The organism is Peribacillus sp. NPDC055009, from assembly GCF_053608705.1.
This window is the reverse complement of record NZ_JBSGVZ010000034.1, coordinates 1-23,542: the sequence shown is the minus strand read 5'-3', so window position 1 is coordinate 23,542 and position 23,542 is coordinate 1. Positions and strand designations below refer to the sequence as shown.

The following is a 23,542-nucleotide window of genomic DNA, read 5'->3' as shown; positions in this document are numbered from 1 at the left end:
GTATTATTTTCTAATAAAAATGAATAATCTATTTTTAAAGGATCTCCATAAATGGAGTGTAGGAGCTGGCCATTTTATAAGCAGCGATTAGCAAGTGAAATAGCCTTATAGAATAAAATTATCAATTAAATGAAATGGAGTCGATACAATGGTTAATATTACCGGATATGGCAAAGCAACACAAGAAGCAGTGAATAATTTTCAGGAATTTGTGGGTTTTGAAATCCCTGCAGATTATCAACAATTTCTCTTTAAGCATAATGGCGGAACAACAGCGGTCCAAAACTGTAAGTTTTATGTAGATGGATTAGACACACTCGTTTGCTTAAATGTACTTTATGGATTAGAACTTCAAGATAAAGAACTGAATTTACAAAAATGGCATGAAGAAAACAGAGATGACTTACATAAGAATTGCATTATAATAGGTAATGATACATGTGCAGGTAAAATCTTGCTGATAAATAACGAAGAGGAAAAGGGAGTTTACTTCTGGGATCAGGGTTGGTATTCGGATCCATCAAGCCAGGATGAAAATATTTATAAAGTTGCATCGAGTTTTAAATCCTTCATTGAGGGATTGAAAATCCCGGAGGAAATCTAATTTTATTGTAATCCCCTTGATTGGCTCATACCATTCAAGGTTTTTTATTGTCATGTTAATGAGGAGAAAAAGATGTATAAAATATTATTGGTTGAAGACGATTCCAAAATAGCTGGTATCTTGGTCAATTACTTAAAAAGGTATGGGTATGAGGTTTTTGAAGTGAAGCAACTGGACCAAGTCTTTGCGGAGTTCCAAGAGATAAAGCCTGATTTAGTTTTATTGGATATTAATCTGCCCTATTATGATGGTTTCCATTGGTGCCGGCTAATAAGGACGGTTTCAAAGATTCCCATCATTTTCATCTCTGCAAGGACAGATGAAATGAACCAAGTCATGGCCATTGAATATGGGGGAGATGATTATTTAACGAAACCGTTTCATTTGGAAGTGGTTCTGGCGAAAATAAAGAGTGTCCTACGTAGGGTTTACGGTGAATATGCGGAAATATCTTCATTCCACCAACAAATAAAGGAAATAGATGGATTATCGCTTTATACGGAAAAAGCGATGATCGAATACCAAGACAATCAGGTAACGTTAACCCAAAATGAGTTGAAATTATTGAGTTGTTTACTACGACAGTATGACACCATTGTCTCGCGTGAAGATTTGCTTGAAGCATTATGGAATGATGATTCATTTGTTGATGACAATACATTGACCGTCAATGTTACAAGGGTTAGGAAAAAACTTGAGGATATCGGCGTCAAGCATGCCATAACAACCAGCAGGGGAAAAGGATATCGGCTAAAAGTAATGCAAGGTGAAGAAAAGTGAAGCTAAAATCCTTTATCAAAGACCGTCTTTATTTTATATTTTATACCGTTCTATTGGTAAGCCTGCTTATTATTGCTTATGCACTAGCCGTTCTGGAAGCGGGTAATCACATATCGGTTTCAAATATCATCTATTTAATTATTCTGGCGTTGTTTATGCTGCTTTTATTTTTAGCGGGCGATTATATAAGGCATTACCGTTTTCTTAGTCATTTAACAAGGATGAAGCAAGAACCGAGCTTATCATTTGAGTATGTCGAAGCCTTTAGGGACCCCCTGTCAAATGAACAAAAGTTGTGGATGGATCTTTTTCAACAAATGAACCACGTAACAATTGGACAATTACAAGAAAAAATCAAACAGAAGGAGCAATATGAACTGTTGATTCATCATTGGGTTCATCAAATGAAGACTCCTGTTTCAGTCATTTCCTTACTGGTTCAAGAAGGCAACAGGACATTTTCGGATGAGCCGATGAAGGCTTATCTAAAAGAGATAGAAGAAGAAAATGATCGATTTCGCAGAGGGCTGGAAATTATATTGCATGGAGCAAGGCTTCAGCGTTTTTCGGAGGATGTAAAATCGGAGCGGGTTGACTTAATTAATTTAGTCAAGCAAGTGATTAACGAGGAAAAGAAACAGTTCATCAAACGGTTCATTTATCCCAGGCTTGAAACGGAGCTTGAGAATGTATATGTGCATTCGGATCGTAAGTGGCTCCACTTCGCCATTAGTCAGGTGGTCTTTAATGCGCTGAAGTATTCAAGGCAGGAAAAGCATGACAGCATAACGTTCAACATTGTTGAAAAAGAGTCGGAGATATTCCTAAGGATAACAGATCAGGGAATTGGAATTGTCCCGCATGATGTAAAGAGAGTGTTTGATCCATTTTTTACTGGAGAGAACGGGCGAGTCCAACAAGAGTCAACTGGAATGGGACTATATCTAGTAAAGCAAATCGTTAACAGACTTGGGCATGGCGTTACGGTTCAATCGACTGTATCCGAAGGGACTACAGTGGAATTTTTCTTTAAGACAAATACCTTACTTGAAAGGTGACAGAATTGTAAGGGTGTTAAACGAATATGTAATAAACTTCGATGGGAGCCTCCCTCTTTATTCATTATACTTACGGTAAGAAAGGGAGGTATTTTCGGATGTCAATTTTAAAAGCGGAACAATTATCCAAAACTTATTTTCAAAAGCAGGGGAATTTATTTCATAAAGCACTACATAATTTCACCATGAATGTACAGAAAGGGGAATTTGTCGGCGTGATGGGTCCATCAGGCAGCGGGAAAACCACTTTGCTTAACTTAATGGCCACGATTGATAAGCCCACAACAGGTAAAGTCATTCTAAATGATCAAAATCCTAATGAATTAAAAAATCAGGACCTTGCATTATTTCGCAGGAGGGAAATTGGATTTGTTTTTCAGGACTTCAACCTTCTTGATACACTTACCGTTCGTGAAAATATCCTCCTTCCTTTAGCGTTAGATCATTATAAACTGAAGGAAATGGAAAATAGGGTAAATCAGTTGGCGAACCTTCTTGGTATTGAAGGAATTTTAGAAAAGCGGACTTTTGAAATTTCCGGAGGTCAGCAGCAACGAACGGCTTGTGCAAGAGCGATGATTCATGAGCCTTCCATTATTTTAGCGGATGAACCTACTGGTAATTTGGATTCCAAATCTGCCAAGCAGGTAATGGATACCCTCACTACTCTTCAGGAGAAAAAGGGGGCAACCATCCTCATGGTCACTCATGACCCGACCGCCGCCAGCTTCTGTGACCGGATTCTATTCATAAAGGATGGTAAGTTCTTTTCGGAGGTTCACAGCGGAGGGGAAAGACAGAGCTTCCATCAAAGGATTTTAGATACGTTAAGCGTTTTGGGAGGAGTCTATCATGAACATCCGACTTCTCGCTAAGAGAAATATCCAAGGAAATGCACAACGTTATCTAGCTTATTTTTTCAGTATTGTCCTTTCGGTCTCAATCTTTTTTATTTACGCATCATTTATCTTTCATCCAGATGTGGTCCATGCGAATATCCCTGGGGGCCAGTTAATTAGTAAAGGACTCATTGCAGCTGAGATAGTGATCATCATATTTTCAGTTTTCTTTATCGCTTATTCGAATGCCGCATTTATACAGCCGCGAAAAAAAGAGTTTGGGCTGCTGACACTGCTTGGAATGTCCAAATCCCAATTAAGAAAACTGATTTACCTCGAGCAAACGATGGTTTCCCTCATATCTATCCTTATAGGAGTGGGGGTGGGGTTTTTGTTCTCAAAGTTATTTTTAATGGCCGTTTCTTGGTTATTGGCTGTAGAGCAACCAATATCCTTTGTCTTTGTCCCTGAGGCCTTTGTTTATACGATTGTCGGTTTCATCTTGCTATTTCAGCTATTATCGCTTCTTTCATTATTCCAGATTGGAAATGCGGAGGTAGTCGATTTATTAAAAGATAAACAAAAACCAAAAAAGGCGCCCCTCGTTTCAAAGTGGTTAATTGCAATATCAGCCGTTTGCTTAAGCATTTCTTATTACTTGGCAGCCACGATGTCGTTGAACAATTCTTATATTCGAGTGATGCCCATTTTATTCTTCGTACTGATCGGCACCTATTTTTTATTCAGCCAAAGCATTGTCGCTCTATGCAGCAGGCTTTATCGGAAGAAGAAAAGCTTATATGGTGGAACGAATTTAATTACGCAAACAAACCTGATATTTAATATTAAGGACTATTCCAGGTTATTCTTTTTGACCTCGATCATTACAGCTGTGATTTTGACAGCTGCAGGAACACTTTTCATGTTCAGTGCAGATTTAAAAAAGCAAGGGATCGATAACATTCCGCAATCAATTGGCTGGGTTGAAAATGACGCTTCCATTTATTCCGTTATTGAACCATCCGCAGTGGAGAAAACATTAAAGGAAGATGGATTCAAGATCCTTTACGAAGTTAATATGACAGGTGTGCCCATTTCCCACATGTTACCCCATATGAGAACGGGAGAATCCAATGAAAATTGGTCATTATTAATCTCGGAAAGTGATTATAACAATGCGGCTGCATTGCGAAAAATTGATCCAGCAAAGCTATCTGGAAAAGAAGCGTTATACATTTTTCCTTATGGAGGACTCGACTATCAATTCGTCCAAAAGGGTGAGCAAAAGGAGCTTTACTATGGTAAACAAACCATACAGGTAACAATGATTGGTCAGCGCAATCAATCGATAGTCGCTCCAATAAAATCAGCAACGACCCTGATGGTGGTCGATGATCAGCTGTATCATGAGATCACTGCTGATGTACCTTTAAAAGAGAAGGTAAGAGTACGAGGGTATGAAGTTAAGGATTGGGAAGAATCAATGGAAACAGCTGCTAAAATCGAAAAAATGTCTAATAATCCTGACCATAATCAATTGCAAACAAGAGCTCCGATTTATCAAGAAATGAAACAGGGAAGCATTTTGATACTTTTTATCGGCTTGTTTGTCAGTTTATTATTCTTTATCGTCCAAGGAAGCATGATGTATCTGCGAGTTTTTACGAATTTAGAAGATAAAAAAATCCAAATTCACGCCCTTCATCGATTGGGCCTGACAAAAAAAGAAATACGGCAAATTTTAAGTGCGGAAATACGGATTCTCTTTTTCGCTCCTTTTCTGATAGGAACGATTCATGCCATAGTCGCCTACGTGGCATTAAGCGATTTATTGGGATCCAATTTGTTTGTCTATTCGGCCCTCGTCATCGCAACGTATTTTCTTTTTCAACTGCTCTATTATCAAGTAACTAAAAAGATGTATGAGCGGGCAGTCATAAATTCGATTAAATAAAAGCTATCATATGTAAATGGAATCAGGGGGTCAGGCTCTGATTCCATTTTTTTATTCAGGAGATCTTCTCATTGAAATGGCGTTTTCATTAATGAGAAATTAGTTAATATGTACTATTGAAAGAGGAGTGATTCGCTATTTTGCACAAATTATATGAATTATGGTGTGATTTTACAGGTGAATCCTCTAGATTCTTGTAATATTTTCATATAAAGGGTAAAATTATTCATTTAAAGCGAAAATATCGAACTCCACATCATTAATTTTTTCCATTTTCACATACAGAATTATACTGATGTAATTTTTTGTATGGAAATAAAATGATTTATTAGAAAATATTAATAGTTAAAGTGGTGTAGATTAAAATATAAAAAGTTAGATGATTAAAAAATGGTGGGTAAACTGTTAATTACTTGATTAATTATAGTATTATATGCCTGGAATTACAGAGAATATTAGATTTTTCTCTATTTCTTTGTCACTTTATATAGTAAACTCAGAATAGGTTCGTTAACTTTTAGCTGCTAGAGATGAGGTAAGTTTAATCCTATGAAAAATAAAAAGTTAAGGGCATTTCTTTATTTGACCATTCTTTTATTGATTGTTTTCATTCTTCTAAATATGTTTTCAACATATTTAAGCATTAAAAATTCTGTACAAAAATCCGTTGCAAATCAAAACTTGGTAGCTGCTAGATCTATCGCCGACTCGATGGATATAGAAGCCTATCAGCGTTTTCTTAATAACCAAGTAAAGAGCCGGGAATATAGGGATATAAAAGCTTACTTAGAGGATGCCCGTGAAAAAATAGGAGCATTATATGTTTATACCATCATGATTGATAATCCGCGAGTATCTAAAGCTATGATTACTGGATTTTCTAAAGATCATAAAGGGGATTTTCCTATTGGTGGTGTATGTACTGTTCCGCCGGAGCAGGTCAAACAGGCGTATGAAGGGAAAAGCTTTATTACCGGGATTCTAGAAGATCCGGAATATGGCGAGTATTTGACAGTGGGAGTGCCAATGAAAAATCAAGATGGCGACATTATTGGTTTTTTGGGCATTGATATGAGCACAGAAGATATTAATGCCATTAACGGCAAGGTATTGAAAAGCAGCATTGCCATTCTTGTTTATAATGGTGGATTTGTTATCATGCTGCTGGTTACCTTTTTTGTCATTCAAAAATGGTATCAAAAGGAACTGACACGTGAAGTGGGGGATACGGAAGATACGTATCAATCGGAATTTCAATCGCTCATTGCTTCAGTCCGCTCATTAAGGCATGATTTCTCCAATCATATACAGGTGATACATGGACTGCTTAAATTAGAGGAAAACGCAAAAGCACTCGAATACTTAACAGGTCTTTCAAAAGAAGTGCATTCGATTGAATCGATGAAATTGGATGTGAGTCATCCGGGCTTATCTGTCCTGTTAGAGACGAAAAGGCTCTCGGCCCAGAATTATAACATCGATATTGAAATCGATGTTTCACCCGAATCCTTCAATCGGATCAAAACAACCGATTTGATAAAATTATTATCAAATGTCATCGACAATGCTATTGAGGCAACAATTGAATTGCCAGAGCAAGAACGCCGAATGAATATTGCATGCAAAGCTGATGATGAAAAGTATACGTTTATGGTAACGAACTCCGGACCAATGATTTCGGAATTAGATTTGGAGAAAATATTCGCCAGCGGATTTTCAACCAAAAAGGCACAAAAGGGCAAAGTTCGCGGACAAGGATTATTCATCGTTAAAGACTTGGTGAACAGATATGATGGAGAGATTCATGTACAATCTTCGGAAAAAGAAACGGCCGTTACGATGATCATACCCGTAAATGGAAAATTGGGCTAAATTGAAAATTGATAAAAAGGCATGATTCCTCATATACAGAAGGAATCATGCCTATTTTATGATTCTATTATCGGGAGTAGAATACCTTGCTGTCAGGAGAAGGGGATTCATTTTCCCCAAGTGCCGCAAATGGAGCTATGCGCTTCAAATGCATTTTCGGTATTTTACACTCTGACTATCTAAGAGTTATAAAGATGAAAAGTTGAATAAAAGTACCTGAATTGGACATAATGGGTAGATGTTTAGCTGCTTTCTTCGAGATTATGATAAGATAGGGAAAAAATCAATTAAGGCAGTGAGATTGTGAAACAACAAAAAGGAAAACTTCTCGTGATCATTGGACCGACTGCTGTTGGGAAGACAAAGATGAGCATTGAGATGGCAAAGTTATTTAATGGTGAAATTATTAGCGGAGACTCCATGCAGGTTTATAAAGGGATGGATATTGGGACTGCAAAAATCAAGAGGGAAGAAACAGAAGGAATTCCTCATTATTTACTTGATATTAAAGACCCGGATGAACCATTTAGTGCGGCAGAGTTCCAAGAGCGAGCTAATGCTTGTATTGAGGATATCCAAAGCAGAGGTAAACTCCCCATTATCGTCGGTGGAACAGGATTATACATACAATCGGTCATTTATGATTATCAATTTTCGGAGGCGCCATCCGACCCTGTTTATAGGGAGGGACTCGAAAAACAGGTAAGGGAGTCAGGGATTGATCCCGTTTTTGAACAATTACGCAGCGTTGACCCGGAAAGCGCGAATCGGATTCATCCCAATAATGTAAGAAGGGTGATCAGGGCACTTGAGATTTTTCATTGTACCGGTAAAACGATGAGTGAACAGCTGAATGAACAGCCTACAGAATTGAAATATGATACGTGCATCATTGGGTTGACAATGGACCGTGAAAAGTTATATCAACGCATCGATCAACGTGTTGATGTCATGGTGGAAGAAGGGCTGATTCAAGAAGTTGAGTCATTTCATGAAAAAGGTTTGAGGGATTGTCAATCGATCCAGGCTATAGGCTATAAAGAAATCTATGATTATTTTGATGGAGTGGCTTCATTGGCTGAAGCGGTTGAGACATTGAAGCAAAACTCCCGTCGTTATGCAAAAAGGCAATTGACCTGGTTTCGGAATAAAATGGATGTAAATTGGTTTGATATGACCGATCTCGAGGGTTTTCCAAAAAAAATACATGAAATATCTGGATTTATAGCAGGAAAGCTTTTCAGTGAAGGCGAATACATAAATTTAGAGAGAAAAGAGGAGGACTAGTTCATGAAACAATCAGTAAATATTCAAGATCAGTTTCTTAATCAATTACGGAAAGATGGTACGTATGTGACGGTATTTTTATTAAACGGGTTCCAGATTAGAGGACAAGTGAAAGGGTTCGATAATTTTACCGTTTTATTTGAGTCCGAGGGCAAACAGCAATTAGTTTATAAACATGCGATTTCTACATTTGCTCCACAACGTAATGTTCAGATTGATTACGAAGTGAAGGAATAATCATATATATGTATGTAAAAAACAGGTTTAGCTTATAGCGACCTGTTTTTTTTTTTTTTGCATGCAATTCGCTGTTCTTTTTCAAAGAATCGATAATTTTACGTACCTGTTTTGAATATATATTAAGGGACGGATTATTTTCCGGGAAACCGCAGGAAATGACATTCCCCCAAATAAATTGGTGGATGGGAATGGAGATTGTCGTAACATATCCTCAAAGGAAAGAATCCTGTCAAAATAAGTCGCTTTTCAGGAAGGGAATACGGCTTAAAAAATCGAATTTTCCGATGGGTTAGTTGTAACTATCATAAATCGAATGAAAATTTGTGGAATTAGAGTAAGGGTCCAAGATGGAGAGGTGAATGCATTGGAACAACCGATCCGTATGAAAAATAACGGGCAAATCAATATTGTGTTTAATGCGGAAAACAGAAAAGCGCTACAAAAGGAACTGCCGATAAAAGAAATTTTGGTGCAGGAAATCCCCCAACAGCATGTGGCATTGAAAGAGATTGAAGATGAGCTGAAATCGCTGGTCGGGATGGAAGAAATGAAAAAGATGATAAAAGAGATATATGCCTGGATTTACATCAATAAACAACGTGAGGCAAAAGGGCTGAAGACTGGCAGGCAAGCACTGCATATGATGTTTAAAGGAAATCCTGGAACTGGGAAAACGACAGTTGCGCGTTTAATCGGTAAGTTGTTTCAAAAAATGAATGTACTATCGAAAGGGCATTTAATTGAAGCGGAGAGGGCAGATTTGGTCGGGGAATACATTGGTCATACTGCCCAAAAAACTAGGGATTTAATTAAAAAGGCCATTGGCGGAATCTTATTTATTGATGAAGCCTATTCCTTGGGGAGAGGCGGCGAAAAGGATTTTGGCAAAGAAGCCATAGATACCCTTGTCAAGCATATGGAGGATCGGCAGCACGAATTCATTTTGATCCTTGCTGGATATTCGAGGGAAATGGATTATTTCCTCAGTCTTAATCCCGGACTTCATTCCAGATTCCCGCTTGTTATTGATTTTCCGGATTATACAATTGAACAATTAATGGAAATAGCCGATCGGATGCTTCAGGAAAAAGAATATCTAATGAATCGGGATGCGGAAAGGAAATTAAAAGAACATTTAATCATATTGCGTTCATTTCGGGGACCTATTTCATTTTCTAACGGACGTTATATCCGCAATGTACTTGAAAAGTCAATTAGGGCCCAGGCAATGCGGCTTTTATTGGAGGATACATTTGAAAAATCCGATTTACTGACGCTAACCAGCCAAGATTTGGTTTTCGAGGATGATGAAAAAGAATGACATGGAAAAGCCCACCAAGATGGCGGGCTTTTCAAATTTATGTTTTAGGCACCCATTTTTTATTAGGAAGATGCCAATTGTTGGTGTAAGAAAGGACGCGCAATATCGTGATGACGGCAAAGAGCGAATAAAGCTGCCATGACTGGGATAATACACCACTGCCTAAAGCCAAGCCTGCAATGATGGCCCATACTGCGTAGATTTCTTTTCTGAAGACCAATGGCTTTCTTCCGGCCAGTACGTCACGGAGTATCCCGCCGCCGCATCCGGTTAATGCAGCTGATACAATGACGGCGCTTATTGGATGATTAAGTTCCACGGCATACATCGCCCCTTGGATTGCAAAGGCTGAAAGGCCAATGGCATCACTGAAGTTTCCCCATCTATCCCAGTGCTTTGAAAGGTTTGTAGGAAAAACGAAAACGATGGTGATGGATACTAAAGCGATGACAAAATAGAAACTTTGATCCCATAATGCTGAAACGGGGACACCGATCAGCAGATTGCGGATTGCCCCTCCGCCAAAGGCAGTTATTATTCCTAAAATATAAACTCCTAAAATATCATACTCTTCTTCCATGGCGATGATGGTCCCGCTAATAGCGAATGCAATCGTACCTATGAAACTTAATACTTCCCATGTCATATGAATGTCCCTCTATGTCTTTTTGATTTTGATGGTAAAGCCAAATTTGATTTTAGCATGTTATCGGAATTTTTAAAACGGCTAAAAGCTACGTTTTCAGGAAATTTTTATATATTCAATTTTTTTGTTATGATTAACTGAAATCTACCTGAAGGTGGTGCATGTGATTTGGAAGAAGCAATAAAGGAAACGGCCGTTTTGGTTGGGTGTCAAACAACTGAGACTATTGAACGTTTTGAATATTCACTTGATGAACTGGCTTCATTGGCGAAGACGGCGAATGGTGAGGTATTAATGACCATCACCCAGAAAAGGGAAAGCGTCGATCCGGCTACATATATAGGAAAAGGAAAAGTGGAGGAACTTCGGAATCTGGAAGAGGAGCTTGAGCCGGATTTATTTATCTTTAATGATGAACTTTCCCCGAGCCAGATTCGGAACCTTTCGAAGCAATTGGAGGCAAGGATCATTGACCGGACACAGCTAATATTGGATATATTCGCTCAGCGGGCGAGATCCAGGGAAGGGAAGCTGCAGGTCGAACTTGCTCAGCTCCAATATTTATTGCCGCGTTTGGTCGGACAGGGGACGGCAATGTCCAGGCTGGGCGGCGGAATCGGCACCAGGGGACCAGGTGAAACGAAGCTGGAAAGCGACCGCCGCCACATTCGTGGGAAAATAGATGAAATCAAGCAACAATTAAGTGGCATAGTGAAGCATCGCGAACGCTATCGTGACAGAAGGAAGCGTAATAAGACCTTTCAAATAGCCCTTGTGGGATACACGAATGCAGGTAAATCAACACTGTTCAACCGTTTGACGGAGGCGGATTCTTACGAAGAGAACCAGTTATTCGCTACACTTGATCCCATGACACGAAAGGCGATACTTCCTAGCGGATTTACCGTGCTGCTGACGGATACGGTTGGCTTCATTCAAGATTTGCCGACGTCTTTAATAGCCGCATTCCGCTCGACCTTGGAAGAAGTGAAAGAAGCGGATCTATTGCTCCATGTGGTGGATTCGTCAAGTACAGATTACTTTAATCATCAGAAAACGGTGCAGGATTTGCTAAATGACTTAGATGTCCCTTCCATTCCACAGCTAACGTTGTATAATAAGAAAGATAAGGTTCACGCTGATTTTGTCAGATCAGCCAGTCGTGCGTCATTAATGATCAGTGCCTATGAACAATCGGATCTGAATGAAATCATGGAAGAAATTGAAAAGTACGTGATTGAAGAAATGATCCCGTATCATGTTTTCCTGCCATCGAGTGAGGGTAAACTATTATCACAGCTGAAAAATGAAACCATATTGCGCACTCTCTCCTTTAATGAAGAATCGGAAAGATATGAATGCAAAGGTTTTTGTCTAGCTGATCATCCAATAACCGGGCAGCTGGAGAAATATTCATAATAAAGGGGAATTTTGATGTATCAGCAGTTAACAAATGGAGAAGTGTTGAAAAACATTGCCCAGGAAGTGGAAGCAATGATTTCTCCATTACATAAGCAAGTGGACGAACGAATTGAAGAAAATCAATTTCGTGTATTACAAAGTTATCAAGCACATAAAGTGAGTGATTCCCATTTCATCCCGACTACAGGGTATGGATACGATGATATGGGCCGCGATACGCTCGAATTGATATATGCAGATGTTTTTGGTGCGGAAGCTGGATTGGTGCGCCCCCAAATTATATCAGGCACACACGCCATCTCCACTGCTCTTTTCGGCATATTGCGCCCAGGAGATGAATTGTTATACATAACTGGAAAGCCGTATGATACTTTGGAAGAAATCGTCGGTATCCGGGGAACGGGTATCGGATCTTTACGTGATTTTCAGATCAGCTATAAAGCCGTTCCGTTAGCGGAAACTGGAACCGTTGATTTCGAAGCCGTCAAACAAGCCATTCAACCAAACACGAAGATGGTCGGTATACAACGGTCAAAAGGGTATGCTACACGTCCTTCCTTTACGATCGATGAAATAAAGGAAATGATTTCCTTTATCAAAGACATTAACCCGGAAATCGTCGTGTTCGTGGATAATTGTTATGGAGAGTTTGTAGAGACACAAGAACCATGTCATGTCGGAGCGGATTTAATGGCTGGTTCACTCATTAAAAATCCGGGCGGCGGGATAGTGAAAACCGGTGGATACATTGTTGGTAAAAAGGACCTGGTTGAAGCTTGCTCTTATCGGTTAACATCACCTGGAATAGGGGCTGAAGCAGGTGCGTCGCTTTATAGTCTGCAGGAAATGTACCAAGGATTCTTCCTTGCACCGCATGTCGTGGGACAAGCTGTTAAGGGAGCCATGTTCACAGCTGCCTTTTTAGAAAAGCTCGGTATGAATACATCCCCAAAATGGGATGCGAAGCGAACTGACTTGATTCAATCCGTCCAATTCGATGATCGGGATAAGATGGTTGCCTTCTGTCAGGCCATCCAATATGCATCACCAATCAATTCACATGTGACACCATATCCTGCCTATATGCCGGGATATGAGGACGATGTAATCATGGCTGCAGGCACCTTTATACAGGGGGCCAGCATTGAACTGACGGCAGATGGTCCGACAAGGGCTCCATATGTTGCCTACGTTCAAGGCGGATTGACATATGCCCATGTTAAAATAGCTGTATTGACTGCTGTGAATGCGCTAATGGACAAAAAACTGATTCAATTGTAAATGAATTTAAATTAAGTATGTAATGGGAATCCAGATACAATTGGATTCCAGTAAAAACAATAGTCAAAATATTTGTGTAGTAACAAATCATTTAATTTTTCTGAAAAAATTCACGTCATAAAATGTAACATCATATTGACAAGTTTAATAACATGATATAAGATTACTTTAAGATAAACAAAAGGAGGATGCTAAGAATGAGCGGCAACAACATTCGGCGTTCGATGCCTCTTTTTTCCATCGGAATCGTCATGCAGTTAACTGAGTTGTCTGCACGCCAAATTCGGTATTACGAAGAGCATCAACTTATTACTCCTATGAGAACAGATGGAAATCGTCGGGTTTTTTCATTAAATGATATAGATCGGCTGCTTGAGATTAAAGATTTAATCGAACAAGGAGTCAATCTGGCCGGCATTAAAAAGATTTTCACTGTAAAGGAACAGAATTTACCTAAAACTCAAGAATTAGAACAAGCGGAAAAAATAAGGCATGACCTTAGTGACGAGGAGCTTCGCAAGCTTCTGCGTTCCGAGCTTTTACAAGGAAGCAAGCATCGAACATCTCTAAGACAAGGGGATATGTCCCGTTTTTTCCAATAAAAAATATGATTTATGAATTATTAGGGGGAATAGAAATTGGCAAAGTTCACACGTGAAGACATCACTCGTTTAGCGAAAGAAGAAAATGTTAAGTACATCCGTTTACAGTTTACTGACATTTTAGGGACAATTAAAAACGTTGAAATCCCAGTCAGTCAATTAGAAAAAGCACTTGATAATAAAATGATGTTTGACGGATCTTCCATTGAAGGCTTCGTTCGTATTGAAGAGTCTGATATGTACCTATATCCTGATTTAAACACATGGGTTATCTTCCCTTGGACTTCCGAAAAAGGTAAAGTGGCACGTTTGATCTGTGATATTTACAATACAGATGGAACACCTTTTGATGGAGATCCACGTGCTAACCTAAAACGTGTTCTTGCAGAAGCAAGAGAAATGGGCTTCACAGATTTCAATCTTGGACCTGAACCTGAATTCTTCCTATTCAAACTGGATGCAAACGGAGAGCCGACTCTGGAATTGAACGATAAAGGCGGATACTTTGACCTTGCACCTACTGACCTAGGAGAAAACTGCCGTCGTGATATCGTTCTTGAGCTTGAAGAAATGGGATTTGAAATCGAAGCATCCCACCATGAAGTAGCTCCAGGACAACATGAAATTGACTTTAAATATGCAGATGCAATCTCAGCTTGTGATAACATCCAAACATTTAAATTGGTTGTTAAGACGATTGCCCGCAAACATGGTTTACACGCGACATTCATGCCAAAACCATTGTTCGGTGTTAACGGATCTGGTATGCACTGTAACGTTTCTTTATTCAAAGGCAACGAAAACGCATTTTATGATAAAGAAGGTAAATTGGAATTAAGCAAAACAGCTGAGCAATTTATCGCAGGTATCATTAAGCATGCTCCAAGCTTCACTGCGGTAACAAACCCAACTGTTAACTCATACAAACGTCTAGTTCCTGGTTACGAAGCTCCTTGTTATGTTGCATGGTCCGCTAAAAACCGTAGCCCATTAATCCGTATCCCAGCATCACGCGGAGTGAGTACTCGCGTAGAGGTACGTAGTGTCGATCCAGCAGCAAACCCATATTTGGCACTTGCAGTTCTATTAAAAGCTGGTCTTGACGGTATCAAGAACGACTTGACTCCACCAGCTCCAGTTGACCGCAACATCTATGTTATGAATAAAGAAGAACGTGAAGAAGTAGGTATCGTTGATCTACCAGCTACTTTATATGCTGCATTGGAAACATTAAAATCTGATGAAGTCATCAAAGAAGCATTAGGTGAACATTTACTTGAACACTTCGTTGAAGCAAAAGAAATCGAGTGGGATATGTTCCGTACACAAGTTCACCCATGGGAACGCGAACAATATATGTCAATGTATTAATAACTCAAACCCCTGACACCTCTGGTGTCAGGGGTTTTTTATTTCGGGCATTCTTTCATAAAACCTTAGGAAGTGTAGACACAAACTGTTACGGTATGATTAATAAAAAAAGTGGCTAAAGCCACTATAGAAAATCAACTAAATTACTATAGAAACTATTTCGTTTATGTTATTAATACTATTATTTGCAAGTGAATATTCATCGGACGTCCCATATCCGTATGTACACGCAATGGTAAATAGGTTATTATTTGTTCCAGCAATAAAATCAGATTTTCTGTCGCCGGCCAAATATCCATCTTTTATATTATGATCTTGAATTAGCTTAGTAACTAGTTCTGTTTTTGATGTAACACTAAATTTATCTGCATCATATATATCTTTGAAAAGATGAGTAATATTAAAATATTCACCTATGGCTTCTAAATAATGCATTTAGCCGTTACTTGCGATAAATAAATCATGGCCTAAATCTTTTAATTCATTTAGTGTTTCGCATACATTAGCGTAAAGGTAAAAATGAAATTCGATAAATAAATGGAACTATTTGCATTCCTCTTTCCATAGAAATTGTCACACAGATTATGTACGCCAAATAAGCGCGTGATGTTTGAGAAAATGGAATAGAAATAAACAAGAGTTGCAGCTTGTTTTACCGAAGCAGCAACTCTTTGTTTTATAAGATGGGATATAGGAAATCCCATACATTTTAACTCATTATTTTAATGGTTGTCCTTCAAATGCGTTAACATTTAAAGGTGAAGAGAGGAATTCTTTAGCTTTACCAACAAACGAAGTGAAGTGCTCACTTGAATTATGGCTTGCAACCGCTAGATGGTCTTGCCAAACTTCAACCATTGTAAATTCATTGTCTTTTTCTGTAGCTTTGTGAAGATTGTAAGAAACATTTCCACTTTCCGCTCTTGAAGCTGCGATTAGCGGTTGAATCTCCTCTAGAAATGCATCTTGTTTTGCTGGTTTAATATTGAATACGGCATGAATGATAATCATTAAACGTCATCCTCTCTTTTGTTAAGCATAAAAAATTTAATGAATGGATTCTTTATTACATTACTTCCATTGTGCGACTTTATCAATTGGAAGACGAACTGATTGATGGCCATTATCTGCTGCTTTACCGATTGAAATTAGCATAACTGGTACGTATCGATCTTTATCTAATCCAAAAGCTTCTGCAATCTGGTCTTTTTCATAGCCACCGATTGGATTTGTATCATAGCCATAAGCACGAGCCGCAAGCATTAGTTGCATGGATACAAGACCACCATCAACTAGAACGACCTCTTTCATCTCTTCACTAGTGATTTTTTCGAAATATCCAGCAAATGAGGCTAATATGTTTTCTTTTACTTCTAAAGGCATAAGCCCTAAATCTACAGCTTTACCGTAGATTTCTTCGCCGTTATCAAAATTGTTCATATCACCAAATACGGCAATTACTGCGGAAGATGTTTCGACTTGATTTTGGTTAAAGCGAGCAAGAGGTGCAAGTGTTGCTTTTCCCTCAGGACTATCAATTACAAGGAAGCGCCATGGTTGCATATTAACTGAAGAAGGAGCAAGTGTCGCTAAGGTAAGTATTTCCTCCATTTCTTCCCTACTGATTTTTACGGATTTGTCGTAATTCTTTATGGAGCGGCGTCCTGTGACAATTTCTTTGAAATCATTTGTTAATTGTGCTGTAGTAGTCATAGTTGATAGTCTCCTCTTTTTAACTTTAGTAGTTTAATTTAAGCAAGTGTTAGACTTGGCTTATATTTTTTTGAATGCGTGTCAGCATATCTGTTAACTCTTGACGTTCTTCTTCTTTAAAATCTTTAAGCATTAAAGTGACAAAACGAGCCTTTTCAGCTTGGTAGAGAATAATCTGTTTGCGACCATAATCTGAAAGACAGACAAGAGTAAATCGATTATCCTCCGGATCTTTGCGTCTTAAAATCATCCCAGCCGCTTCAAGTTGTTTTAAATGCCGGGTAATCGCTGCACTGTCAATGTTAACCTCTTTTTGAAGTGCTGTTTGACTAATTTCATCAACTTGATAAAGCTGATATAAGATATCATGTCTTGATTGACTAATGCCCATACAACTTTCAAATTTTGAACTTATCTGTTTGTTAAGGCAGTTCATTTTATATAAAATAAAAGATTCATTAGACCATGAATTCGTCAAGAAACACCCTCTTTTCATACGTTAGACAAAATAATTGATAGCTCAATAGTTGATGCATCAATTAATATACTATACCCTAAATAATAAAGCAAGTATTTTGGTACTGCAACTTTTGCTTAAATATGATCTTAACTGATGTGTGGGGTTTATATAAGGCAGATAAGCAAATCCAAGGATATTCTCAACAAACATTAAAAGCCTATTATGTCCAATTTAACTTGTTGGTGAATAGTTTTGGAAATATATCCATTCAAGAACTTTCAACTAATTCTCCTAAAGTTTATCTGGGAAAAGCTTAAGCCATCCAGTCTGGGTCACAGAATTCGATTTATTAAATCTTTATTTAGAGGGGCTCAGGATGAAAATTTAATTAATGGAAATCCTGCTTCCAAAATCAAGGAATCAAAATTAGAATTAAGGGTTCCAAAATACTTGTCTGAAGAGGAAATTGAACATTTGCGGGAAGCTTGTCAAACAACATTCGAAAATGCTTTATTTGAGTTTATGTATTCAACAGGATGCAGAATTGGTGAAGCAATAACTCTAGATAGGACCTCAATCAATTTATCTAATCAATCAGCAATCTTATTAGGTAAAGGACATAAAGAACGAGAAGTATATTTCAATACTCGTTGTGAAATATGGTTGAAGCTATATTTAAGTGAGCGAAAAGATCATGAGGAAGCACTATTTGTGACAACGCGTGCACCCCATCGAATGAGTATTTCTCATGCGAGAAACATTATAAATCTTGTAGCAAAGAGAACGGACATTAAAAAGAGCATTCATCCCCACCAGCTTAGACATAGTTACGCCACAAATTTATTGAATAATGGAGCGTCTTTAGAAGTGATTCAAAATTTAATGGGTCATGAAAAAAGTGAAACCACAAAATTTATGCAAATCTAAGTGGTGCAATGCGGAGAGACTTGTATAGAAAGGATTTTTAAGGGACCAAGGGTCCTTTTTATTTTGTGTTCTTAATAAACTATCGGGGCAGGTTAATCAATCGTGTTTCCTTTGGAATCCACTATCGGTTAGTTTTTGGAAAGTCTATATACAAGTTCGCTCTTCTTCTTGAACATTTCAGTAAAACAAGAGACAAAAAGGCTGCAAAGCGCTTCTTCAAGAAAGCTAAGTATCAAGCAAACGAACTCATTGCCCTTTGCGTATGGTTCAGTCAGGAAATCGCTAGCAATAAATCGCTGTATAAAGCTAACTTGTTTAGACATGTCTTGTAAGACTACCGGAGATAATGTATCTCTTGGTCGAGAAAATTTAGTTCATTTGAAATGATTGGATTCGCCAAAAACGCCATTCCTTCTCGTAAACTTCTTACGATAAGCAAAGTGTTTTTTCATTTTGAGGGTATGCTTTTAACTTCGCTTGATGGGTATGTGGCGGTACCCTAAAAGAATGATTCAACCGAATATATTAAGAGCGTGTTTTGATCAATCTTTTTTTCAAAACACGCTCTTCATTTTCACAATTTTTATAACATGTTCTAATTGCTCATTTTCATTGAAAGTTCTTTTATATGAATTTCATTCAAGTAGATATGAAAAAAAGACATTTTACATGCTTTAAAATCAATTATAAAATAAATTATGAAAATTAATTATTTTCTAACAATTTTCTTTTGAAAGGGGAAGCTACATGACTTGAATTCGATTTTAGAAGGGAAACAGAGTTAAATGTATCATCTGTATTAAGCAGCAACGCTTGTTTCAAATCTATTAGGTTACTTAGGAACATAAGTGACTAATATTGAACAACCTGAAAAAGGAGATAAAAGCCATAACTGGGAAACTAACACGTGAAAATCCAAATAAAAAATGTATTACGTTAGATTTTCATAAGGAATTAGCTGTCGAAGTTTTTTATCAATTTGTAGAAAGTCAGTTGAAGTCGAAACCAACCTTCAAAAACTTCTTTTAAACTTCTGGTGGGGCTAGGATTTTTGAAAGAGAATATGAGGGAGATTGCATTTATTCGGTCTAGATGAATTTAAGTCAAGACACTTGCCTCATATGTCTGATCATTGTCCTCATAATGTCTACAAATAACTAAAAATACTATTTGGAAGCTAAAAAGGAGTATTTGTTTTAATAACTAAGGATGTCTTTCTTCAAGATTTTCACAACTTAAATGAAAACGGTTTCAAAAAGGGGGTTGATTGATGGACACACCTGCTGCATACCGTAAACACAAAACCTTGATAATTGTACTTCTCTGTTTTGGTTGGTTTATCAACACTTTTGACAGGATAGCCATCAACATAGCTGTCATTCCGATCTCTAAAGAGTTCGGATTAACGGAAACACAGGTAGGTCTTATAATTAGCAGTTTTTTTCTAAGCTATGCTATCATGCAGCCGATTGGAGGCAGTCTGGCAGACAGGTTTGGTTCACGGAAAGTAATCTTATTTTCCATAATTGCTTGGTCGATCTTTACCATCATAACTGGGATGGCCTGGTCATTTCTTTCTCTAATTACCTTCCGTTTTATATTCGGTATTGGAGAAGGAAGTTTTCCTGCCGCAAGCCAAGTCTCACTCGCGGAAACCTTTCCACAGAAAGAGCGCGCACGTGCTAAATCACTTCTTCTTGCTGCCGGGAAGGTAGGAGGCGTGTTAGGTACACTGGTTATTGCCACCTTAATCAGTCAATTTAATTGGCACCTCATGTTTGTCATCCTTGGCTTTGCCGGTTTGATCCTTGCAATCTTTTACTGGAAATATTTCCATCCTGCGGGAAAACAAATGGTTCCAAAAAAGGAACATAGAGAAAAAATATCGTTTAAACAGGCCCTTAAGATTCCAATGTTATGGCAGCTTACCGTGATCTATTTCGGTATTTCTATCGTGAGTTGGGGCTCGCAGTCATGGATGCCATCCTATTTGGTTAAAGTACGCCACCTAGACTTACTTTCGATGGGTGCTTTGGAAGTTATTCCGAAAGTTTTCGGCCTTATTGCTATTCTAGTCAGCGGTTGGCTATTGGACAAATACATGGTTGGACGCGAAAAATATTTAATCGTTATTGGTTCTGTAATTGGGATTATCTCACTGTATTTCTTTATTCAAGCTCCTTCCATTACTTACGTTGTACTGTTTGGGACATTGGCCAACATCGGTGTTTGCTTCGCCTTGACCGCAACGCTTACGATGCCGCTGAAATATATAGCTTCTTCTTCAATGGGAACGGCTACCGGAATGGTGTATTTGGGTGGGCAAGTAGCTGGTGTCATCGCCCCAACCGCGATGGGATTCATGATACAACAGTTTAACGGTTCCTATGGTGCAGGGTTTTGGTTTTTAATCGCCGCGCTTGGCATTTCACTTTTGGTTGGGATGACGCTACGAACCCATTCTGACGTAATAAATGAGCTAGATATAAAGCTAAACTCCAAAGCGGAGTAGCTGGTTTTCCATCCATTAAAAAAAAGAGGTGTTCTTCATGTTTAACCGTCAAAGAATTGCAGAAATCATTGAACAAAAAAGGGAAACATTTATCCATGTGAGTGACTGTATCTGGGACTATGCCGAAACCCGGTTTGAAGAGTTCCGTTCTGCAGATTTGCTTTGCAAGACACTGGAAGAAGAAGGATTTAGAGTAGAACGAGGAGTGGGCGGCCTGGAAACTGCATTCATTGGTAGTTATGGAAGCGGCGGCCCCATCATTGCCATCCTTGGGGAATATGATGCTCTTTCTGGATTAAGCCAAGAACGAGGAATAGCTATGCATCAGCCGATTCAGCAGGGCGGCAATGGTCATGGCTGCGGGCATAATTTGCTGGGTACGGGTTCATTGGCTGCTGCAGTCGCCGTTCGTCACTATATGGAAGAAAACCATATCAAAGGAACGGTCCGCTACTACGGCTGTCCAGCCGAAGAAGGGGGTTCAGGAAAAACGATCATGGTCCGCGAAGGCTTGTTCGATGATGTAGACACCGCCATCTGCTGGCATCCGTACCCCTTTAATGCAGTCGCAGCAACAACTAATCTTGCCAACTATCAGGTTTATTTCAAGTTTAAGGGAAAAGCAGCCCATGCCTCTTCCACTCCTCACCTTGGACGTAGCGCACTAGATGCTGTAGAAATGATGAACATCGGGGCCAACTTCCTCCGTGAACACATCATTCCGGAAGCTCGTATCCATTACGCAATTACTAATCCAGGTGGTTTTTCCCCCAATGTCGTGCAGGCGGAAGCGGAAGTACTCTATATGGTTCGTGCTCCAAAAACGCCGCAGGTGGAAGAGATTTATCAGCGGGTATGCAAGATTGCCCGCGGTGCAGCCTTGATGACGGAAACGGAAGTTGACATCATTTTTGACAAGGGATGCTCCAATGTGATTTCCAACCAAACTCTGCTACCTGTCATGTACAATAATTTCCGCCAGCTGGGTGTCCCAGAATTTGACGAGGAAGAAAAAGAATTTGCTCGTCATATACGCACCACATTACCGGAATCGGAGAAGCAAAGTATTTTGCATATGCTGGATAAGCTACAGCTTAATACAGACAAGGATTTAGTACAGCAGATGAAAGAACAAGAACTTTCCACCGTTCTCCTGCCTTTCGTTAACAAAACATTTAACATGTCTGGTTCAACCGATGTGGGAGACGTCAGTTGGATTGTACCCACTGTGCAATGCGCGACTAATTGCTTTGCAATGGGGACGCAGCCTCATACTTGGCAGATTGTGGCGCAGGGAGGAACATCCATTGGGCACAAAGGTATGCTTCATGCCGGCAAAGTGATGGCAGCTACCGCTGTCGAATTGTTGCTTCGCCCGGAAGTGATTGACCAAGCAAAAGCCGAACTAAAGGAAAGATTAGATGGCGCTAGTTACGTCTGTCCAATCCCACAGAGAGTCAAGCCTGCCATGAGTAGCCAATAGCTCCCTAAAGCCTGTTAAAAAAGTGTTGTCCTTGCAGTTGCTTTATGGCAACTCAAGGGCTTTTTGTTGAATTCCATTTTTCGTCTCCTAGAGGAAAGGTTCGCAGAAGATTGTTGTTCTTGGAATTTTAATGCAATTTAAACAGGCGATTAACGATCTGTGGCTGGTACCTCATTCTAATTTGGAGAAATGTAATTTAATGCATTTTAAAAACTCTCTGGTTGCAAAAGAAAAATGTTTTTTCTTTGAACGTACCAATCCGAAGGATCGGTGGTAGGAGTGGTTGGATTCGAAATTTATTAAGGGTAATGGGATAATTTCTCCACTTTTTACATAATGATCATCTTTTAGTGCTATATCCATCAAAAAGCTAATCGCCAATCCTTCTGAAACAGATTGTTTGATGACTTCAGTATTGTTCGAAGTAAATAAAATATTCATGGGGCCGTATCTATTCATAAATAGAGAAATTGAATCTTTCCACATTTCCCCATCATACATCACTACTGTTTCGTTGATTAATTCCTCAGGAGTTAAATAGTCACTGAATGCCAATGGAGAATGTTTATTAACACATACCATTATTTCCCCATCTAATAGTGTTTCGAAAACTAACTCTTCATGAGCATCCCAATCAATTTCATCGATCATGGCTAATCCAAAGTCAATCTTACCTTGTAAAACAGCTTCAATAATATTTGGTGATTTTTTTTCCGTCATGACAATACGGAAGTTGGGATAGTCTTTTTTGAAGTTTGATAATGATTTGAGTAAAATTGGCGTGAAGAAGCTGGCGCTGGCTGATAGATTTATTTCTCCATTTATTAAGGAAGTTTGTTCTTGCGCTTCTTCTTGTATTTCATGAAGTTTAACAACAATTTCATACGCTTTTTTAATGATGTTTTTGCCTTCAGCCGTCGGTATGGCGCCTAAACGTGAACGTGTAAACAAATTAATTCCTAATTCTTTTTCTAAATTGGTAATAGCCTTACTTATTGTAGACTGAGATACATGAAGGTTTTGTGCAGCGATGGAAATAGAACGTGTTTTAGTCACTTCAACAATATATTTTAATTGTTCAATATGCATAACTTTTACTCCTTTATATGAATTTCATTCAAACAAATATGATATATAGCTATTTTACATTACTTATAACTATATATAAAA

21 protein-coding genes are annotated in these 23,542 nt (G+C 38.6%); 16 read left to right on the top strand and 5 right to left on the bottom strand.

Features of this window, described 5'->3' with window-relative positions; genetic code table 11:
• Positions 1-148 precede the first annotated feature (148 nt).
• The 9 genes from ACWF5P_RS26525 to spoVK all read left to right on the top strand — a co-directional run bounded on the left by ACWF5P_RS26525 (position 149) and on the right by spoVK (position 9,955).
• A complete protein-coding gene (locus tag ACWF5P_RS26525; protein WP_452445508.1) occupies positions 149-604 on the top strand; it encodes an SMI1/KNR4 family protein in 456 nt (151 codons plus the stop codon).
• A gap of 72 nt (positions 605-676) precedes the next feature.
• A complete protein-coding gene (locus tag ACWF5P_RS26520) occupies positions 677-1,384 on the top strand; it encodes a response regulator (RefSeq protein ID WP_434169114.1) in 708 nt (235 codons plus the stop codon).
• A complete protein-coding gene (locus ACWF5P_RS26515) occupies positions 1,381-2,442 on the top strand; it encodes an ATP-binding protein (RefSeq protein WP_434169115.1) in 1,062 nt (353 codons plus the stop codon). Before ACWF5P_RS26520 ends, ACWF5P_RS26515 begins: the two co-directional genes overlap by 4 nt.
• Positions 2,443-2,540: 98 nt before the next feature.
• Positions 2,541-3,317 carry an ATP-binding cassette domain-containing protein gene (locus ACWF5P_RS26510; RefSeq protein WP_434169116.1) on the top strand — a complete coding sequence of 259 codons (777 nt, stop codon included), beginning with the start codon at positions 2,541-2,543 and terminating at the stop codon, positions 3,315-3,317.
• Entirely contained in the window at positions 3,295-5,235 is a 1,941-nt protein-coding gene (locus tag ACWF5P_RS26505; protein WP_434169117.1) for an FtsX-like permease family protein, read from the top strand. The genes ACWF5P_RS26510 and ACWF5P_RS26505 overlap by 23 nt, the downstream gene beginning before the upstream one ends.
• A 549-nt stretch (positions 5,236-5,784) precedes the next feature.
• The gene (locus ACWF5P_RS26500; RefSeq protein WP_452445507.1) at positions 5,785-7,107 is read left to right on the top strand and encodes a sensor histidine kinase; all 1,323 of its coding nucleotides are present in this window, start codon (positions 5,785-5,787) and stop codon (positions 7,105-7,107) included.
• Between the two features lie 366 nt (positions 7,108-7,473).
• Complete coding sequence (gene miaA, locus ACWF5P_RS26495) at positions 7,474-8,394, top strand: tRNA (adenosine(37)-N6)-dimethylallyltransferase MiaA (RefSeq protein WP_434169640.1); 921 nt, start codon at positions 7,474-7,476, stop codon at positions 8,392-8,394.
• 3 nt (positions 8,395-8,397) lie between these two features.
• Positions 8,398-8,631, top strand: a complete 234-nt coding sequence (gene hfq / locus ACWF5P_RS26490; RefSeq protein WP_034313436.1) for an RNA chaperone Hfq — start codon at positions 8,398-8,400, stop codon at positions 8,629-8,631.
• A gap of 367 nt (positions 8,632-8,998) precedes the next feature.
• Positions 8,999-9,955 (top strand): stage V sporulation protein K, encoded by a 957-nt coding sequence (gene spoVK / locus ACWF5P_RS26485; RefSeq protein ID WP_101226045.1) that lies wholly within the window; start codon positions 8,999-9,001, stop codon positions 9,953-9,955.
• Between the two features lie 37 nt (positions 9,956-9,992).
• Here spoVK and ACWF5P_RS26480 read toward each other — a convergent pair whose 3' ends face one another.
• A complete protein-coding gene (locus ACWF5P_RS26480) occupies positions 9,993-10,601 on the bottom strand; it encodes a trimeric intracellular cation channel family protein (protein ID WP_101226046.1) in 609 nt (202 codons plus the stop codon).
• 168 nt (positions 10,602-10,769) lie between these two features.
• Between ACWF5P_RS26480 and hflX the strand changes: the two genes are divergently transcribed.
• The 4 genes from hflX to glnA all read left to right on the top strand — a co-directional run bounded on the left by hflX (position 10,770) and on the right by glnA (position 15,277).
• Positions 10,770-12,020 carry a GTPase HflX gene (gene hflX, locus ACWF5P_RS26475; protein WP_101226047.1) on the top strand — a complete coding sequence of 417 codons (1,251 nt, stop codon included), beginning with the start codon at positions 10,770-10,772 and terminating at the stop codon, positions 12,018-12,020.
• 15 nt (positions 12,021-12,035) lie between these two features.
• On the top strand, positions 12,036-13,304 hold the full coding sequence (locus ACWF5P_RS26470; protein ID WP_260357147.1) for a methionine gamma-lyase family protein: 1,269 nt from the start codon (positions 12,036-12,038) through the stop codon (positions 13,302-13,304).
• Between the two features lie 197 nt (positions 13,305-13,501).
• Positions 13,502-13,906 (top strand): MerR family transcriptional regulator, encoded by a 405-nt coding sequence (locus tag ACWF5P_RS26465; RefSeq protein WP_101226049.1) that lies wholly within the window; start codon positions 13,502-13,504, stop codon positions 13,904-13,906.
• A 36-nt stretch (positions 13,907-13,942) separates the two neighbouring features.
• On the top strand, positions 13,943-15,277 hold the full coding sequence (glnA, locus tag ACWF5P_RS26460) for a type I glutamate--ammonia ligase (protein ID WP_434169119.1): 1,335 nt from the start codon (positions 13,943-13,945) through the stop codon (positions 15,275-15,277).
• A 717-nt stretch (positions 15,278-15,994) separates the two neighbouring features.
• Here the strand turns inward: glnA and ACWF5P_RS26455 are convergent.
• The 3 genes from ACWF5P_RS26455 to ACWF5P_RS26445 are packed head-to-tail and all read right to left on the bottom strand — an operon-like array spanning position 15,995 to position 17,468.
• Positions 15,995-16,288, bottom strand: a complete 294-nt coding sequence (locus ACWF5P_RS26455; protein ID WP_148358663.1) for a putative quinol monooxygenase — start codon at positions 16,286-16,288, stop codon at positions 15,995-15,997.
• Positions 16,289-16,348: 60 nt separating this feature from the next.
• The gene (locus ACWF5P_RS26450; RefSeq protein WP_056529677.1) at positions 16,349-16,990 is read right to left on the bottom strand and encodes a nitroreductase family protein; all 642 of its coding nucleotides are present in this window, start codon (positions 16,988-16,990) and stop codon (positions 16,349-16,351) included.
• Positions 16,991-17,039: 49 nt separating this feature from the next.
• A complete protein-coding gene (locus ACWF5P_RS26445) occupies positions 17,040-17,468 on the bottom strand; it encodes a MarR family transcriptional regulator (protein ID WP_434169143.1) in 429 nt (142 codons plus the stop codon).
• 234 nt (positions 17,469-17,702) lie between these two features.
• Here ACWF5P_RS26445 and ACWF5P_RS26440 point away from each other — a divergent pair, with 234 nt between their 5' ends.
• The 3 genes from ACWF5P_RS26440 (at position 17,703) to ACWF5P_RS26430 (ending at position 22,372) form a co-directional block, all read left to right on the top strand.
• Positions 17,703-18,377, top strand: a complete 675-nt coding sequence (locus tag ACWF5P_RS26440; protein ID WP_434169144.1) for a tyrosine-type recombinase/integrase — start codon at positions 17,703-17,705, stop codon at positions 18,375-18,377.
• 1,270 nt (positions 18,378-19,647) lie between these two features.
• Entirely contained in the window at positions 19,648-20,889 is a 1,242-nt protein-coding gene (locus ACWF5P_RS26435) for an MFS transporter (RefSeq protein ID WP_434169145.1), read from the top strand.
• A 37-nt stretch (positions 20,890-20,926) separates the two neighbouring features.
• Complete coding sequence (locus ACWF5P_RS26430) at positions 20,927-22,372, top strand: M20 family metallopeptidase (protein ID WP_434169146.1); 1,446 nt, start codon at positions 20,927-20,929, stop codon at positions 22,370-22,372.
• A 171-nt stretch (positions 22,373-22,543) separates the two neighbouring features.
• Here the strand turns inward: ACWF5P_RS26430 and ACWF5P_RS26425 are convergent, their stop codons facing one another.
• On the bottom strand, positions 22,544-23,461 hold the full coding sequence (locus tag ACWF5P_RS26425) for a LysR substrate-binding domain-containing protein (protein ID WP_434169147.1): 918 nt from the start codon (positions 23,459-23,461) through the stop codon (positions 22,544-22,546).
• Between the last annotated feature and the right edge of the window lie 81 nt (positions 23,462-23,542).

What these genes read in the sequence shown, in the direction of transcription:
- ACWF5P_RS26525 (WP_452445508.1), top strand. Translation starts at nt 149, where the DNA reads ATGGTTAATATTACCGGATATGGCAAAGCAACACAAGAAGCAGTGAAT.
- ACWF5P_RS26520 (WP_434169114.1), top strand. Translation starts at nt 677, where the DNA reads ATGTATAAAATATTATTGGTTGAAGACGATTCCAAAATAGCTGGTATC.
- ACWF5P_RS26510 (WP_434169116.1), top strand. Translation starts at nt 2,541, where the DNA reads ATGTCAATTTTAAAAGCGGAACAATTATCCAAAACTTATTTTCAAAAG.
- ACWF5P_RS26505 (WP_434169117.1), top strand. Translation starts at nt 3,295, where the DNA reads ATGAACATCCGACTTCTCGCTAAGAGAAATATCCAAGGAAATGCACAA.
- ACWF5P_RS26500 (WP_452445507.1), top strand. Translation starts at nt 5,785, where the DNA reads ATGAAAAATAAAAAGTTAAGGGCATTTCTTTATTTGACCATTCTTTTA.
- miaA (WP_434169640.1), top strand. Translation starts at nt 7,474, where the DNA reads ATGAGCATTGAGATGGCAAAGTTATTTAATGGTGAAATTATTAGCGGA.
- hfq (WP_034313436.1), top strand. Translation starts at nt 8,398, where the DNA reads ATGAAACAATCAGTAAATATTCAAGATCAGTTTCTTAATCAATTACGG.
- ACWF5P_RS26480 (WP_101226046.1), bottom strand. Translation starts at nt 10,601, where the DNA reads ATGACATGGGAAGTATTAAGTTTCATAGGTACGATTGCATTCGCTATT.
- ACWF5P_RS26470 (WP_260357147.1), top strand. Translation starts at nt 12,036, where the DNA reads ATGTATCAGCAGTTAACAAATGGAGAAGTGTTGAAAAACATTGCCCAG.
- ACWF5P_RS26465 (WP_101226049.1), top strand. Translation starts at nt 13,502, where the DNA reads ATGAGCGGCAACAACATTCGGCGTTCGATGCCTCTTTTTTCCATCGGA.
- ACWF5P_RS26455 (WP_148358663.1), bottom strand. Translation starts at nt 16,288, where the DNA reads ATGATTATCATTCATGCCGTATTCAATATTAAACCAGCAAAACAAGAT.
- ACWF5P_RS26450 (WP_056529677.1), bottom strand. Translation starts at nt 16,990, where the DNA reads ATGACTACTACAGCACAATTAACAAATGATTTCAAAGAAATTGTCACA.
- ACWF5P_RS26435 (WP_434169145.1), top strand. Translation starts at nt 19,648, where the DNA reads ATGGACACACCTGCTGCATACCGTAAACACAAAACCTTGATAATTGTA.
- ACWF5P_RS26430 (WP_434169146.1), top strand. Translation starts at nt 20,927, where the DNA reads ATGTTTAACCGTCAAAGAATTGCAGAAATCATTGAACAAAAAAGGGAA.
- ACWF5P_RS26425 (WP_434169147.1), bottom strand. Translation starts at nt 23,461, where the DNA reads ATGCATATTGAACAATTAAAATATATTGTTGAAGTGACTAAAACACGT.